Source organism: Stenotrophomonas sp. PS02298, assembly GCF_029959445.1.
Classification (GTDB): domain Bacteria; phylum Pseudomonadota; class Gammaproteobacteria; order Xanthomonadales; family Xanthomonadaceae; genus Stenotrophomonas.
In genome coordinates this window covers 1-15595 of the sequence record NZ_JASCOR010000109.1, presented here as the reverse complement: position 1 = coordinate 15595, position 15595 = coordinate 1, and the positions used below count along the sequence as shown (strand labels likewise).

The following is a 15595-nucleotide window of genomic DNA, read 5'->3' as shown; positions in this document are numbered from 1 at the left end:
GCCATGCTCGGCATGGGCTTCACCGGTAAGGCCTCTGCCGAGCATGGCTCGGCACTACAGTTGAGGCTGCGGGCAATGCCAAGGCTTAGACCCGGCGCAGTTCCCAGGCGCGGTGGATGCGGGCGTTGCGCTCGAAATCCGGGCCGATGGTCTGTGTAGAGATCTCGCGGCAGATCGCGAACTCGGCAACCGCGTTCTCGTCCAGCTTGAAGCGGCGGAAGTTGTTGGAGAAGTACAGCACGCCATCAGACGTCAACCGCGCCATCGCTGCACGCAACAGGCGCACGTGCTCACGCTGGATATCGAAATCTTCAGCGCGCGCCGAGTTGGAGAAGGTCGGCGGATCGCAGAAGATCACGTCGTAACGATTCTTCTCCGCTTCCAGCCAGGTCATCGCGTCGCCCTGCACCAGCGTGTGCTGGCTGCCGCCCTTGCCATTGAGGGCCAGGTTGTCGGCACACCACTGCAGGTAGGTACCCGACAGATCCACGCTGGTGGTTGAGGACGCACCAGCAACCGCGGCTTCGACGCTGGCCACACCGGTGTAGCAGAACAGGTTGAGGAAGCGCTTGCCGCGTGCTTCCTGCGCCATATGCGTGCGCAGCGGGCGGTGGTCGAGGAACAGGCCGGTGTCCAGGTAATCGAACAGATTGACCCGCAGCAGCGCGTCGTTCTCCCGTACCAGGATGAACTCGCCGCGCTGTTCGAAGCGGCCGTACTTGCTGCCGCCCTTGCCACGCTCACGCGACTTCAGCGCGACCTGCTCGGCCGGCACCTGGAATACTTCGCGGGCCGCAGCGAGCAGCTCGTTGCGGCGACGGCGCACGTCCACATCCGGAATGGTGGCAGGTGCGGCGTATTCCTGCACATGCAGGAAGGTGCGGTTCTTGCCGCCGTCTTCGCGGTAGACGTCGATGGCCGCCGCGTATTCCGGCAGATCGGCGTCGTAGGCGCGGAAGCAGGTGATGCCTTCGCGGTTCAGCCAGTTCTTGAACTTCTTGAGGTTCTTGCGCAGGCGGTTGGTCACCATCTGCGCGCCTTCGCTGAGCTCGCGCGGCTGGCCGGCGTTCTCACGCTCCGGCACAGCGATCGGATCGCAGACGATCAGCGCGCACTCGATGGCGCCATTGAACATCTGGTACTTCTTGGCCGCACGCAGGCCGGTGGCGAATGCCAGATCGGCGCTGCCGCACAGCAGGCTTGCGCGCCAGGTCGGCACCGCCCGCTTGAGTGCGTCGCCAATTCGGCGGTACAGCACGGTGTCGGCAGCCAGGCGCTCGTCGTAGGGCGGGTTGCAGACCACGCAGCCAGTCTCCTGCGGCGGCACCTGCACGTCGGCGACGTCACGCACGCCGAACCAGATGGCTTCGCTGACACCGGCTACTTCGGCATTTTCCTTGGCCGCACGGATTGCCTGCGGATCGATATCGCTGCCGTGGATGACCTGCTTGAGCGCAGCACGACCGGCCTGCTCACGCTCGCGCGCTTCGGCCATCAGCTCCTTCCACTGCGCCTGGTCGAAACCACGCCAGCGACTCGGCGGGATGCTGCCATGACGCTGCAGGCCGGGCGCCACGTCGGCGGCCATCAGGGCGCCTTCGATCAGCAAGGTGCCGCTGCCGCACATCGGGTCGAGCAGGCCACCGCCTTCGGCGTGGATCTTCGGCCAGTTGGCGCGCAGCAGCACGGCGGCAGCCAGGTTTTCCTTCAGCGGCGCGTCGTTCTGCGCCATGCGCCAGCCACGGCGGTGCATCGGGCCACCGCCCAGGTCGATCGAGATCGTGGCCCGGCCCTTGCGCAACGACAGGTTGATGCGCACGTCCGGGAACTCGACGTTCACCGATGGCCGCTCCATGCCCTGGTCGCGCAGGCTGTCGACCACGCCGTCCTTGACCCGCTGCGCGGCAAAGCGCGCATGGGTGATGGCGGTACCGGACACGTGTGCGTCCACCGACAAGGTCAGCTCGGGAGTGATGTGCTGGTCCCACGGCATCGCTGCCACGCCCTGATACAGCGAGTTTTCGTCCGGGCACTCGAATTCCTGCAACGGCCACAGCACGCGGCTGGCCAGGCGCGACCACAACACCACGCGCTGCGCATCGCGCAGTTCGCCCTCGGCATTGACGCCGGAAATGGTGGCGGTTGCCCGCGGCAGGCCCATCGCCAGCAGTTCGTCGGCAAGCAGGTATTCAAGGCCTTTGGCGCAGGAAACAAAGAAATTCACGGGAGATATCAACTTTCAGAAAGGGAATCAGGCCAGCCAGACGGACGGGCACGGCGACCGGCCCCGGGGCATCCAAGGGGTCTATTGTAGGCAGTTGCCCGTCGCGCCGTCGGATTCAGCCGACGGCCGCGTTCACAAACCGCGCAGCAAGGCCTCAAAGGCCTGGCAGGACGCATCCACATGCCGCATCAGGCGGTGGCCGTCATCGACAAGCAGCAGCCGTGCCGAGCGCTGTGCGGCCCAGGCAATCACGTCGGCGGCCGGGATCAGCTCGTCGTTCCAGGCGTGGACCACGCTGATCGGCACCGCGGCAGCATCCAGCGCCGGCATCGGCCCCATCGTGGTTGGAGGCACCATCAGGAACAGCCCGGCTACCGGCACCTGCAGCGAGGTGATCGCCGAGATATAGGCGCCCAGGCTCGAACCAGCCAGCACCAGCGGGCCATGTGCGGCCTTTTCGGCTGCCCGCTCGATCAGCCGCTGCAGCCGTGCCGGCACATCGCCAACCCGGCTGATCTCGCTTCTGGCATCCAGATCGGTGTAGTCGGGACGTTCGTGGCTCCAGCCCAGGCGTTCGGCCACATCGGCCAGCGCGGTGACCTTGGTGGCGTCCGGGCCGCTCTCGAAGCCGTGCGACAGAATGCAGTGGCCGCGGCTCATGGCTGGCGGCAAGTCATGGGGGAATTCATGTGTGAATGCTAGCATCCACGCATGCACCTGCCGCCTCCCATCATTGCCAAGCCGCTGCCCTACGAACACCAGTTGGCGCAGCGCAAGCTCGCCGACATCGACCTGGTGGTGATCCATTGCACCGAGTTGCCGGACCTGGCCACAGCCCGCGAATACGGTGAGCGTGCGCTCTACGACAACGGCAGCGGCAACAGCGGTCACTACTACATCGACCGCGATGGCAGCATCCAGCAATACATCGCACTGGACCGCGTTGCCCATCACGTTCGTGGCATCAACCCGCGCTCGATCGGCATCGAACTGGTCAACCGCGGGCGCTGGCCGAACTGGTTCGACTCCAACAACCAGGCCATGAGCGAACCCTACCCAGAAGCGCAGATCGCCGCCTTGGTGAGGTTGCTGGAATGGCTGCCGCAGGCAGTACCGTCGCTGCGCTACATCGCCGGCCATGAGCAGTTGGACACGACCCTGGAACCGGCCAGCGACAACCCCAGCCTCAACGTGCAGCGCAAACTCGATCCGGGCCCGATGTTCCCGTGGGAACTGGTGCTGCGCGCGATTGATCTGCAGCAGCTGCCGGACTAAGCAACTCCCGGCAGCCGCCTACTGCGGCAGGTACTGGAACTTCTCGCCTGCCGTCACTGCAAGATCCAGGCGATTGATGGCCGGCGCGATCGGGCACACCACGTGCGGGGTGAACGCGCAGGGCGGGTTCTCGGCGCGATTGAAATCCAGCTGCACCACGCCGTCGGTGGGCATGGCCGCGTACAGGTAACGCGCACCACCATAGGTCTCGCGGCCGCTGGTGCGGTCCGACAGCAGGAAGAACAAGCGTCGTGATGCTGGCGCAGCCTCATCCAGCACCGGCTGCAGGTGATAGCTGCGCCCATTGACCTCAAACACCGCCTCGCCCGGCACGACGGCCGGCAACGGGGTGCCGATCGAGGTCAACAAGACTGCCTGCTTGGGTGCCGGAAACGGCCGCCATTGCGCGCTGACGTTCCATTTCGGATCGACCGGAAAGTGCTCGATAGCCGTGAATGCGAGGCGTCGCGGCGATTGCGGGTCGCGGTAGCGCCAGCCCAGAATGCTGCCGGTGCGCACCAGATAGAACTCCGAGTCACCCACTTGAACGCGGCTGGCTTCGTTGACATGGGCAACCCCTGGGACCAAAACCGCCCGCTCCAGCGGCTCGCCGTTGATCCGGGCACCGGCGCGGCTACCTGCGGTGAACATGGCTTCGCCGTCACGGTCGACCTGCAGGAAACCAAGCTCCGCAGGGCCACTGGGCAGAACCACGTCATTGGCCGCGGCACTGCCCACCCGGTAGGCACCGGTCTTGAGTCGGCCCGAGCCGGTATAGCTGAGCCAACCCTCAGGCGCGCGCAGTTGGGCCAGGCGCTGCGTCCGCCACTGTTCAACCTCGCGCAGATACTCACGCACTGTATCACCGGACAAGCCATTGCCTGGCGCATTGCATGCACCAAGAACTGCCGCCACCAGCGCTACGCCTAGCCATTTCAATGAACGCACGCTTCCCCCGAAGCATTCATACCCATCGGCACCGCGCCCACTCGCGGTGTACTGATCACTCAAACCGTAGCAACCGGCCTGTTTGCATCACTGGACCAACCACTCCAGGAATCACTGAACACACGCAGACCTGGCATACCCGCATGCGCAAACGCCAGGGCGAGATGACAGGCGGTGACGCCCGAACCACACATCACCGCCACCTGCGCCGGTGCCTGCCCGGACAACAGCGGCTCCAATTCAGCACGCAGCTCCTGCGCAGGACGGAAACGGCCATCGCGCAGATTCATGCCGAACGGCCGGTTGAGCGCACCAGGCACATGCCCGGCTACCCGATCCAGGGGCTCGACTTCGCCGCGGTAACGTTCACCTGCACGCGCGTCCAGCAACCATGCCGGCGTCTGCGACAAGCGCGACTGCACCTCATCGGCACTGACTACCTGGGTCATGTCGAACTGACCGGGATAGGCCGGCAATGCAGGCACCACAACCGGGGCCGCATCAACCGCGTACCCTGCCGCCTGCCAAGCGGCCAGACCGCCATCGAGCACGGCGACCTTGCGGTGGCCGATCAGGCGCAGCAGCCACCACAGGCGCGCCGCCGCCATGCTGCCATCGGCCGCATCGTAGACCACCACCTGGGTATCCGGCGCAATGCCCCACTGTCCCAGACGCGCTGCAAAGACCTCGCTTTCCGGCAACGGGTGTCGGCCATGCCCCTGCTTGCCCATGTCCGACAGATCTTTCTCCAGATCCGCATGGAGCGCACCGGGAATATGTGCGGCGGCGTAGCCAGCGGCACCTGCCTGCTTGTCCGCCAATGAATAGCGCGCATCCATCACCCGCACCGCAGTGCTGGCGGTGGCGCGGGCATCGACCACGCGCAATTCGGGCTGTGCCAGGGCATTGGCCAGCTCCGCTACATCCACCAGCGTGGTCCACGAAACGCCAACCTGGCTCATGCCACCTGCTCCAAACGACGACGAAGGTTGTAGAGGATGGCTGCGGTCGCGCCCCAGATGCGCTGCCCGGGCCAGCTGTACTCCATGACATGACGGACGCGCCCGCCATGCTCGATATCCACCTGGCGCAGGTTGGCCGGGTCCATCAGGTAATCCAGTGGCACCTCGAACACCTCGGCCACTTCACCGGGTTCGGGACGTGCGATGAACGCCGGGTCCACGACCGCGACCACCGGCGTCACCCGGAAGCCGGTGATGGTGATGAAGGGGTCCAGATAGCCCAAGGCCAATACCTGGCTGCGCGGCAAGGCGATTTCCTCGTCGCTCTCGCGCAGCGCAGCTGCCAGCGGATTGCGGTCCAGGGTTTCGATGCGGCCACCAGGAAACCCTACTTGACCGCCATGGTTGCGCAGCGCTTCGGTACGACGGGTCAAGATCACCTGCGTGCCCTGCGCGCGCGGCACCAGCCCAGCCAGTACCGCCGCTTCCACCGGTGGCCCCGGGGGCAACAGATCCTCCAGCTCCGAGCGGTTCCAGCCCGGCCCGGTTGGCGTCTGGGTCAGTGGCATCAAGGCCTGCTGCAGCCGATCACGACCCTGCAGTTGCTCGGCAAACGCCTGCGCCTGGCGTGCGCGCCCTGGCAGCTCCTGCGTCATTACCCGCCGCCGCTCGTCCTCGCTCATGCGCATCCAGGCACCGATCTCGGCACCATTGCGCCAGCAACCACGGCAGTAGCCCTGCTCATCAAGCGCGCAGATGCCAATACAGGGGCTGGAGATGACACGAGCAGGTGCATCCATCAATTCCGACATCACGCTAGCGTAACGCGAGGCGCACCCGCGGACCAGTTATCGGCCTTCGTCAGCAAGGAATTTGCCCAGCCCGGATGACAAACCCGAGGACAAACACCCAAGCCAATCCAGCATGCCCAGGCAATGCTTAGGCCCATTCATTATGTGACCCCCATCAAACTATGGTTGAGGAATGGTTCATCTCCGGGCACACTCCAATTGCCGACAGGGGGAACACGAACCATCCAATGCGCGTGACGCGCGTTCGATCAGCGTGGCTGTTGGACGCCTGCCTCGCGCGCGCATGGATGGAGCCTTATCGCTTTTCACTCTGTAAGCGGAGCTCGGAAATGAGAATGGCAAAACCTTCCTTGTTGTTATCGGCGCTGGCACTGTCCGCCAGCCTTTCAGTACAGGCCCATGAGCCGCCAACGGACGGCAACCCAAGTACCCCTACCGAAAGCGGCATGGTCGCCGGCATCGATGCCAAGACCGGCAAGCTGCGCAAACTCACCGATACCGAGATCCGGGCTCTTTCCGAAAAGGCAAACGCAATGCCTTCGGCAAGCCGCAGCGCCGCCGGCACCAACGCCGCCTGGGCACGCATTCCGCAGACCGGCACCGATGCCGCCAAGACCATCCGCATACAGAGCAACGGCATGAGCACCGCCGACCTGCCGCTGTCCGCGTTGAGCTCATTGAGCGTCGAACGCGATGCCAACGGTGAAGTACAGATTCTGGAGAACGGCGCACCGCTTTCGCATGGTCGACAGGAGGTGTCCGAATGAAGACGCTGCTGCTTGCCGCCGTCATCGGCAGCGCCGTGCTCGGCGCATCGGCCAACGCCGCCATCATCACTCCGATCAACCAGGATCCCGCAGGCAAGGGCCTGAACGACACCACCGTACGCGCACCTGAAGGCGGCAACCCCGGCAAGACGGTCGGTGAGCAACGCCGCATCGTCTATCAATTCGCCGCCGATCTATGGGGCGCGGTGCTGCAGAGTGACGTGGAGACCTTCGTCGGCGCCAGCTTCCAGGACCTGACCTGTACCGCGACCGGCGGCACCCTCGGCTCGGCCGGCGCCTCCTGGATCGCAACCACGCCGCCCACCGCCACCGAACTGGGCATGATGTACCACGCCCCGCTCGCCAATGCCCTCAACGGCAGCCGCATCACCATCAGCAGTTCCGGCACCGATATCACCAGCCGCTTCAACGCCAACCTGGGCGGCAGCAACCCTGACGGTACGCCATGCATGACCGGCTCGGGCTGGTACTACGGACTGGACGGCAAAGCGCCCGCCAACCTGATCAGCTTCCTCGACGTGGTGATGCATGAAATCGGCCACGGCCTGGGCTTCTCCGGCTTCGTCGGCTACACCACCGGCCGACTGGGCGAGCGTGCCGGCATTCCGCAGTACTACGGGTATTCGGACGTCTATACCGAGAACGCGTTCGACAACCTGTCCGGCAAGCGCTTCACCGAAGCCAGCATGACGAACGCGCTGCGCGCGACGTCGGTCAAGACCCGCGGCGCTCCGGCATGGAATGGTGCGACCACCAAGGCACAGACACCGCTGTGGCTTGACCCTGCGGTAGTGCTGTCGGTCAATGGCAGCAGCGTGGTCACCCAGTTCTATGGCACTGCATCCTTTGGCCCGCCAGCCACTCCGGCCAACTTCGCTGGCGCAGTTGCCATTGCCAACGACGGCACCGGTGCTGACACCGCCGACGCCTGCGAAGCGATTCCCGCCGGCAGCCTCAGCGGCAAGGTTGCCTACGTCAATCGCGGTGGCTGCGCATTCGAGATCAAGGCAGCCAATGCGCAGGCGGCAGGCGCGGTCGCAGCGATCATCGGCAACGTCGCCAGTTCCGGCGATCCGGGCACCGCGCCGGGCATGGCCGAAGACGCCAGCGTCAACGCCACCATCCCAACGCTGAGCGTCAACCTCACCGATGCCAATCAGATCAAGGCAGCGGCACAGGCGGGCACGGCGTTGACCGCAAGCCTGGGCCAGGTAGCCGGCCGCTATGCCGGTGCCGATGCCAGCGGGCGTCCGCTGCTGTATGCACCGGCCATCGTTGCCAGCGGCTCTACCTTCTCGCACTTCGAGAGTGTGCTGGTACCCGACGCGTTGATGGAACCGGCCAACAGCCCCAACACTGACGCGGGCCGCATGGTCGACCTGACCTTGGCGGTATTCGCCGACCAGGGCTGGGACTTGAACGCTGGCACGGCGCGCATCGGCAGCTGCGATACGGGCGTGAAACTGTTCAAGAACCCGGGCTTGATCGCCGGTGCCAACGTGCAGGCGCAGGACCGCTTGTGCCGCACCACCGCCAACGGCAACCGTGCGCTCTACCTGCGCTGCATGAACGACACCGCTGCTTCGCTGAAGGCCGTCAACCTGATCAGCACCGTCGAACAGGCTGGCATCCGCACCTGCGCGGCCAAGGTGACGTCGCCGTAAATCCAGTGGAGCAAAGATTGCCTGTAGTGCCGAGCCATGCTCGGCAGAGGCTCTACAAGCGAAACCACCAGCTCGTCCAGAAACAGCACTGGATGGTGAACAAAGAGCCGGTGCCTTGATGGCGCCGGCTCTTCTTTTTTCACGGCACTGATAGTTACCTGGCCTGCAACAACCCAGCTTGCGATGGTCGGCTACTGCGCCCTTGGCCAGTTGCGCGCCTGCACTGGGCTGATCGTTGATGAAGCGCAACTGCTGGCATCGCCGGGAAAGCCCTTGCCGAGCATGGCTCGGCACTACATGTGCTTGCAGACAAAAAGAAAGCGCCGGTGTTGCCACCGGCGCCTCTTGTTGCATCACTGGTTTGCGCTTACTTGACGCTGACCAGCTTGATCTCGAACTGCACAGCCACGTTCGGCGGGAACGGGGTGCGCGGGTCGGCACCGTAGGCCTTCTCCGGCGGCAGGGTCACTTCCCACTTGGCGCCGGCCGGCATCTGCAGCAGGGTTTCGCGCATGGCAGCCATTTCCACTTCGCTCAGCTTGATCGACGGAATCGACTGTGCCGGGCGAGCTTCGGTCGGACGCTGGCCGTACGGGAACGGACCGGCAACTTCCAGTGCAACGGTGCTGGCCTGGGTCGGCTTGGCGCCGGCACCGGCTTCGATCACGCGGTACTGCACGCCGCTGGCCAGGGTCTGCACGCCGGCCTTGGCCTTGTTGGCGGCAATGAACTGGTCACTGCGGGTCTTGTTTTCAGCAGCAGCCTTGTCGTACTCGGCCTTGGCGGCCTGGGCACGGCCCTGCTCGCGGCGCTGGAAGGCTTCAACGGCCGGCTTCAGCTGGTCGGCGGTGATTGCCGGCTGCTTCTTGGCGTAGGCATCCTGCAGGCCCTTCACCACCGAAGCGATGTCCAGCTGCTCGCCGCGACCGGTGAGCTCAGCCAGGTTGTTACCGTAGTCATAGCCGAAGTAATAGCTCAGCTTGCCCTTTTCGGACGCGATGTCCTGGGCGAAAGCGGTGCCGGTGACGGCCAGGGCGGCCACGGCGACCGCAATAGAACGCAACTTCATCAAACAGTTCTCCAGGAATGGTGTCTCAGGGCAAACATGCCGCTAGAGGCGACGGGTTAGGATAGCCGTCACAAAGGCTGTCCGCCACTGACGACGCTCATCTCTGACCGTCGCCAATTGAAAGAGTTCCATTCATTACTTTTTTTTAACGTTTTGAGGCTTTCACCCTTATGTCCGAATCACCGGTTTCGATCAGCACCCACGCAGGCGTCCGCACCATCACCGTGCAGCGCCCGGAAAAGCTCAACGCCCTCAACCGGCTGACCCTGGAAACCCTGGATGCTGCCTTTGCCGACGCAGCATTGGCCCAGGACGTAAGCGTGGTTGTCCTTACGGGCGCCGGTAGCAAAGCCTTCGTTGCCGGCGCGGACATTGCTGAAATGAATACATTGACCCCGGTTCAGGGCCGCGACTTCTCGCTGGTCGGGCAGCGCCTGATGCGCCGCATCGAGCGCCTGAACAAGCCGGTCATCGCAATGGTGAACGGTTTCGCACTGGGTGGCGGCATGGAACTGGCCATGGCTTGCCACCTGCGCATCGCCGCCGACAGCGCCAAGGTCGGTCAGCCGGAGATCAACCTGGGCCTGGTACCGGGTTTTGGCGGCACGCAGCGCCTGTTGCGCCTGGCCGGCCGCGCGGCCGCGCTGGAACTTTGCCTGCTGGGCGCACCGATCAGCGCCGAGCGCGCCCAACAGTTGGGCCTGGTCAATCGCGTGGTGCCGGCCGCCGAGCTGGAAGCGGAAACCACCAAGCTGGCCGAGCAATTGGCCAGTGCGGCACCGCTGGCGCTGCGCGGCATCCTCGACGCGATCAACGTCGGTGGTGAGTGCGCCATCGAAGAAGGGCTGGAATACGAAAGCGCACAGTTCGGCCTGGTGTTCTCCACCGACGACATGCGCGAAGGCACTACTGCATTCCTGGAACGCCGCAAGCCGGAATTCAAGAATCGCTGAGTTGTCCATGTCCAACGCAAACGCCACGCCCCGCCAACTGTTGCAATTCGTACTGGACGACGATCTGGATACGGCGCTGCACGCCGGGCTGATGGAGTACCTGCCGCAGCCCGGCGATGAACTGCTGGATCCTGCGCAGCCGCAATTGCCACGACTGCTCACGCAGGCCCAGCAGCAGCTGCGCACGGCCTGGGCCGCGCGTGAGCGCCATCGCGCCCGCGCCGCGCGACTTGAACGCCGTGATGCGGAACGTCAGGCACGTCGTGCGCCGCCGCCGGCAGCTGACAGCAAGCCTGCCCTGCCCTCTGCGGCGGCGGCAATCCTGGCGCGTGCCAAGGCGCGCGCCGCAGAAAAGCCGGGCAAATGAAGGCAGTGGCAGTGAAGAAAGCTACAGTGAAGAAGACGGCCGACAGAAAGATCGGCGCGAAGAAGATCGCGGTAAAGAGCGCTCCGGCAAAAAAAGCCGCAGCGCGGAAAAGCACGTTGGCTCGCGGCAGCAAACGCATGAGTGCGGCCGAAGTGTTGGAGATGTTCACCCGCCTGCGTGAGCTCAACCCGCACCCGACCACCGAGTTGGAATACAGCTCGCCGTTCGAACTGCTGGTGGCGGTGACCTTGTCGGCGCAGGCCACCGATGTCGGCGTGAACAAAGCCACCCGCAAATTGTTCCCGGTAGCCAATACCGCCCAGGCCATCCTTGCCTTGGGCGAGGAAGGACTGAAGCCTTACATCGCCACCATCGGCCTGTTCAACGCCAAGGCAAAGAACGTGATTGCCGCCTGCGCCATCCTGGTCGAGAAATACGGTGGCGAAGTGCCGGCCGAACGCGCCGCGCTGGAAGCCCTGCCCGGGGTCGGCCGCAAAACCGCCAACGTGGTGCTCAATACCGCCTTCGGCCAGCCAACGATGGCGGTGGACACGCATATCTTCCGCGTCTCCAACCGCACCGGACTGGCACCTGGCAAGGATGTACGGGTGGTCGAGGATGGGCTGGTGAAGGTGATTCCGGAGGAATTCCTGCAGGATGCGCACCACTGGCTGATCCTGCACGGGCGCTATGTCTGCAAGGCGCGCAAACCCGATTGTCCGCAGTGCGTGATCCGGGATCTCTGCCATTTCAATGACAAGACCGCCGACGCAGCATGAGCGTCGGCGGCTGCCATCTGCACGACACTTTCCCGTAACAGCCCCAAGGCCCAATACGCAGACCCTTGCGCCACAAGGCCAAAGCTCGTCGCTGAACTGTCACATTTACGCAATCTTTACGCCCTAGCCTTCGCAGCAACCTCCAACCGCCTGCAAGGCTACCCACCCAATGAAACTGCATCGCCAACTCCTTACCGCGGCCGTGGCTGCTGCACTGTTCGCGCCGGCTGCACACGCTGAAGTCGCCATCGACGTTATTGGCGGTTCCGAAATCACCTTCGAAGGCCTGGTCCAGGCCGACGGCAACTGGTTCAGCAATGACAAGGCCGACCTCAATGGCGTTGCCAAGAACGGCAAGGACAGCGAGTTCGAACTGCGCCGCGCCGAGCTGGTGCTGAAGGGCAAGGGCCCGGGCAACATCGAATGGGTGGTCGGCTACGACGCCAAGGCTGACAAGTTCCTCGACACCAACGTCAAGTACAAGCTGGGCGGTAACAGCAACCACGTCCTGCAGGCCGGCCAGTACAAGCAGCCGAACAGCCTGGAAGAACTGTCCAGCACCAAGAACAACGACTTCATCTCCAAGGCCACCGTCACCAACACCTATGCAGTTGCCCGCCGCCTCGGCGTTGGCTACGGCGTTGGCGATGCCAACTGGTCCGTCACCGCTTCGGCCTTCGGCCGCGAGCTGACCCGTGACCTGGCCCATGGCAGCGGCTACGGCGTGCGCGGCACCTTCGCCCCGATCAACGAGAAGGGCAACATCCTGCACCTGGGCCTGAGCTACGTAAACTACGACACCGACGCCGACCTGCTGCGCCTGCGCGCCCGCCCGAACGCCGACCTGGCCACCGTGCGCCTGGTCGACAGCGGCGACCTGAAGGACACCGACCGCCTGAGCACCATCGGCGCCGAAGCCATGTATGTGCACGGCCCGTTCAAGGCCCAGGGCGAGTACTACAGCTCGAAGGCCAAGCGTTACGACCACGACAACTACAGCACCGACGGTTACTACATCAGCGGCGTGTGGAACGTGACCGGCGAGACCTGGGGTTACAAGGGCGGCACCCCGAGCCTGGGCCTGCCGGATGAGCCGGGCCGCGGCATGTGGCAGCTGGGCGCACGCTTCGACAGCATCAACCTGGACGACGGCGGCCTGCGCGCGCCGGCCGTGGTTGGCGGCGCACCGCTGGTTGACGGCGTGCTCGGCGGCAAGATGGACATCTGGACCGTGGGTGCCAACTGGTACTGGCGCTCCAACTTCAAGGCCTCGCTGAACTACGTGATGGTCGACAGCAAGAAGTATTCGTCGAGCGCCCGCAGCTTCGTCAGCGACAAGCCGGACATCCTGGAAGCGCGCCTGCAGTTCTTCTGGTAAGCATTGGCTGCATGCACTACCACGAACGCCCCGCATGGGGCGTTCGTCGTTACAGCGATTGTGATTTTGTAGGCGCGGCGTAAGCCGCGAGGCAAGCAACGTCGGCGCCCAAGCAATCGCCGCAATCTGAAGGCCTGTCAGCTTCGCGGCTCACGCCGCTCCTACAACGGCGGGCGCCGCTGCGCTTGCTGAAGCTGTGTAAGCTTCGCGGCTTACGCAGCTCCCACAACGCATCGGGGGGCGCTCCAACCGGATGGATCCCATGCGCACTTGCCTGCTGGCACTACTGCTATCCCTGCCCGTCACCAGTTTCGCCCAGGACTGTGGTGATGACGCTGCCGCGCGTATCACCCAGGCCTACCAACAGCGCGACACCGCTGCCCTGCCCGACCGCTCCGGCTGGTCCATCGACGCCGAGCGCGGCGCTTGCCGGGTATGGCCGGCGGATACTTCCTTGACCTTGATCGCGGTACCGTTCCTGGGCCCGGAGGGCCCCGATGGTGACTCCCAGTCGGGCGACCTGGATGTATTGGTGGTCGACAGCACCAGCCTGCGCCCACGCGCCGGGCTCCGCCTGCCCGAGGTGATGAGCAGCGATGCGATCCATGTTGACAGCGTCGGCCTGGATACCGCGCGCTACAACCTCTCGCCGAGCGTACGTGCGTTCGGCGTACGCAGCTCACGCAGCAACTCCTCGCAACCCAACCCTTTCAGCGAAACCCGGCTGCAGCTACTGGTACTCAACGGCAACAACCTGGAAGCAATTACCGGGCAGATCGTGGTGTCCAGCAGCGGCGGTGAATGGGATACCCGCTGTGCCGGTGAATTCCATGAAACAAAGCGCACGCTGGAGCTTGGCCCCTCCTCCGCGCAAGGCTGGGCATCGCTGACAATCCGGGAACGCGGCAGTTCAACCGTGAGCCATGAAGACACCAAGGGTGATTGCGTGGAAGCCCGCGAAGAGCTTCCCCTACGCAGCTTCAAGTTGCTACCAAGGGGCCGCAGTTACCCGCTTCCCAGCGAGGTTGAAGCAACGTTCTGATCACAAGCGCCGCTGTCATATGTGCGTCATATGACAGACGCTGCGCTGTCATCAAATGGTTATGGAATAGGCGCCGGGGCGGAAACCACCGCACATCAACTCCCAGGAGCCATTCGTGATCCACGCCATCAAATCGCGCGCCGCTGTAGCCATCCTCGCAGCGTCGTCCGTGTTCGCCGCCAATGCAGCCGATGTCACCGGCGCCGGCGCGTCCTTCATCTACCCGGTCATGTCCAAGTGGTCGGCCGATTACAGCGCCGCCACCCGCAACCGCGTCAACTACCAGTCGATCGGCTCGGGCGGCGGTATTGCCCAGATCAAGGCCAATACCGTTGACTTCGGCTCGTCCGATGCGCCGCTGAAGCCGGAAGAACTGGCGTCGGCTGGGCTGGTGCAGTTCCCGTCGGTGATCGGCGGCGTGGTGCCGGTGCTCAACGTGCCGGGCGTGGACGCCGGTGCGATGAAGCTGGATGGTCCGACGCTGGCCAACATCTTCCTGGGCAAGATCACCAAGTGGAATGACCCGGCCATCGCCGCGCTCAATGCCGGCCTGACCCTGCCGGACACCAAGATCACCGTCGTCCACCGTTCCGACGGTTCGGGCACCACCTTCAACTTCGTCAACTTCCTGTCCAAGGTCAACGCTGACTGGAAGACCACCGTCGGTGAAGGCACCAGCGTCCAGTGGCCGGTCGGTATCGGCGGCAAGGGCAACGAAGGCGTGGCCGCTTACGTCAAGCAGATCCGCGGCTCGATCGGTTACGTCGAGTTCTCCTACGCCCTGCAGAACCGCCTGACCTTCTCGCGCATGAAGAATGCCGCCGGCAACTTCGTGCAGCCGCGTGACGAGACCTTCTCGGCCGCTGCCGCCAGCGCCGACTGGGCCAATGCACGTGACTTCTACCTGGTGATGACCAACGCTCCGGGCGAGCAGGCATGGCCGATCACCGCCACCAACTTCATCCTGATGCGCAAGCAGCCGAAGAGCGCCGAAGGCGCCAAGGCCGCGGTTGAGTACTTCCGCTGGATCTACGCCAACGGCGACGCCCAGGCCCGCCAGCTCGACTACGTGCCGCTGCCGGACCCGCTGGTCCGCCAGATCGAAACCTACTGGCAGCAGAACCTGCGTTACTGAGTAAAGAGCCGGCGGGTCCCTCTCCCTCGCCGTCTCAAGCGCGGATCAAGTGATCCGCGCTTTTTTTTGTTTTTTTGTAGGAGCGGCGTCAGCCGCAAAGCCGGAAGTCCAGCCCCTGCGGCATTGCCGGGACCACTCCCTGTAGAGCCCAGCCCTGCTAGGCTGAGGCTCTAACCGTGAAGCCCCAAGCCGACCAAGG

Annotated in this window: 15 protein-coding genes; 9 read left to right on the top strand and 6 right to left on the bottom strand. The window is 64.4% G+C overall.

Features of this window, described 5'->3' with window-relative positions; all coding sequences use genetic code 11:
- Window positions 1–85: 85 nt before the first annotated feature.
- Both rlmKL and QMX78_RS15060 read right to left on the bottom strand, forming a co-directional pair.
- Window positions 86–2224, bottom strand: coding sequence for a bifunctional 23S rRNA (guanine(2069)-N(7))-methyltransferase RlmK/23S rRNA (guanine(2445)-N(2))-methyltransferase RlmL (gene rlmKL, locus QMX78_RS15065; RefSeq protein ID WP_282270969.1), 2139 nt, complete (start codon window positions 2222–2224; stop codon window positions 86–88).
- A gap of 132 nt (window positions 2225–2356) precedes the next feature.
- A complete protein-coding gene (locus QMX78_RS15060) occupies window positions 2357–2884 on the bottom strand; it encodes a hypothetical protein (RefSeq protein WP_282270967.1) in 528 nt (175 codons plus the stop codon).
- Between the two features lie 51 nt (window positions 2885–2935).
- On the opposite strand from QMX78_RS15060, the gene QMX78_RS15055 reads away from it, so the two are divergent.
- Window positions 2936–3499: an N-acetylmuramoyl-L-alanine amidase gene (locus QMX78_RS15055; RefSeq protein ID WP_282270965.1), complete on the top strand. Its 564-nt coding sequence runs from the start codon at window positions 2936–2938 to the stop codon at window positions 3497–3499.
- An 18-nt stretch (window positions 3500–3517) separates the two neighbouring features.
- Here the strand turns inward: QMX78_RS15055 and QMX78_RS15050 are convergent, their stop codons facing one another.
- The 3 genes from QMX78_RS15050 to QMX78_RS15040 all read right to left on the bottom strand — a co-directional run bounded on the left by QMX78_RS15050 (window position 3518) and on the right by QMX78_RS15040 (window position 6221).
- A complete protein-coding gene (locus QMX78_RS15050; protein ID WP_282270963.1) occupies window positions 3518–4372 on the bottom strand; it encodes a DUF1684 domain-containing protein in 855 nt (284 codons plus the stop codon).
- 134 nt (window positions 4373–4506) lie between these two features.
- Window positions 4507–5409: a sulfurtransferase gene (locus tag QMX78_RS15045; RefSeq protein WP_282270961.1), complete on the bottom strand. Its 903-nt coding sequence runs from the start codon at window positions 5407–5409 to the stop codon at window positions 4507–4509.
- Complete coding sequence (locus QMX78_RS15040) at window positions 5406–6221, bottom strand: CoA pyrophosphatase (RefSeq protein WP_282270959.1); 816 nt, start codon at window positions 6219–6221, stop codon at window positions 5406–5408. Before QMX78_RS15040 ends, QMX78_RS15045 begins: the two co-directional genes overlap by 4 nt.
- Before the next feature lie 335 nt (window positions 6222–6556).
- Between QMX78_RS15040 and QMX78_RS15035 the strand changes: the two genes are divergently transcribed.
- Together QMX78_RS15035 and QMX78_RS15030 are read left to right on the top strand one after the other, a co-directional pair.
- The gene (locus QMX78_RS15035; RefSeq protein WP_282270957.1) at window positions 6557–6988 is read left to right on the top strand and encodes a hypothetical protein; all 432 of its coding nucleotides are present in this window, start codon (window positions 6557–6559) and stop codon (window positions 6986–6988) included.
- Complete coding sequence (locus tag QMX78_RS15030) at window positions 6985–8673, top strand: PA domain-containing protein (protein ID WP_282270955.1); 1689 nt, start codon at window positions 6985–6987, stop codon at window positions 8671–8673. Before QMX78_RS15035 ends, QMX78_RS15030 begins: the two co-directional genes overlap by 4 nt.
- Before the next feature lie 367 nt (window positions 8674–9040).
- On the opposite strand, the gene QMX78_RS15025 is transcribed toward QMX78_RS15030, so the two are convergent.
- Complete coding sequence (locus tag QMX78_RS15025) at window positions 9041–9742, bottom strand: FKBP-type peptidyl-prolyl cis-trans isomerase (RefSeq protein WP_282270953.1); 702 nt, start codon at window positions 9740–9742, stop codon at window positions 9041–9043.
- A 170-nt stretch (window positions 9743–9912) separates the two neighbouring features.
- Between QMX78_RS15025 and QMX78_RS15020 the strand changes: the two genes are divergently transcribed.
- From QMX78_RS15020 to pstS, 6 genes are all read left to right on the top strand, one after another.
- Complete coding sequence (locus QMX78_RS15020; RefSeq protein WP_282270951.1) at window positions 9913–10695, top strand: enoyl-CoA hydratase-related protein; 783 nt, start codon at window positions 9913–9915, stop codon at window positions 10693–10695.
- A 7-nt stretch (window positions 10696–10702) separates the two neighbouring features.
- The gene (locus tag QMX78_RS15015; protein ID WP_282270949.1) at window positions 10703–11062 is read left to right on the top strand and encodes a hypothetical protein; all 360 of its coding nucleotides are present in this window, start codon (window positions 10703–10705) and stop codon (window positions 11060–11062) included.
- Window positions 11063–11199: 137 nt separating this feature from the next.
- Window positions 11200–11841, top strand: coding sequence for an endonuclease III (gene nth / locus QMX78_RS15010; RefSeq protein WP_282270947.1), 642 nt, complete (start codon window positions 11200–11202; stop codon window positions 11839–11841).
- A 169-nt stretch (window positions 11842–12010) separates the two neighbouring features.
- A complete protein-coding gene (locus tag QMX78_RS15005) occupies window positions 12011–13219 on the top strand; it encodes an OprO/OprP family phosphate-selective porin (protein ID WP_282270945.1) in 1209 nt (402 codons plus the stop codon).
- A gap of 262 nt (window positions 13220–13481) precedes the next feature.
- Entirely contained in the window at window positions 13482–14261 is a 780-nt protein-coding gene (locus QMX78_RS15000) for a hypothetical protein (protein WP_282270943.1), read from the top strand.
- A 115-nt stretch (window positions 14262–14376) separates the two neighbouring features.
- A complete protein-coding gene (gene pstS, locus QMX78_RS14995; RefSeq protein WP_282270941.1) occupies window positions 14377–15396 on the top strand; it encodes a phosphate ABC transporter substrate-binding protein PstS in 1020 nt (339 codons plus the stop codon).
- Window positions 15397–15595 lie beyond the last annotated feature (199 nt).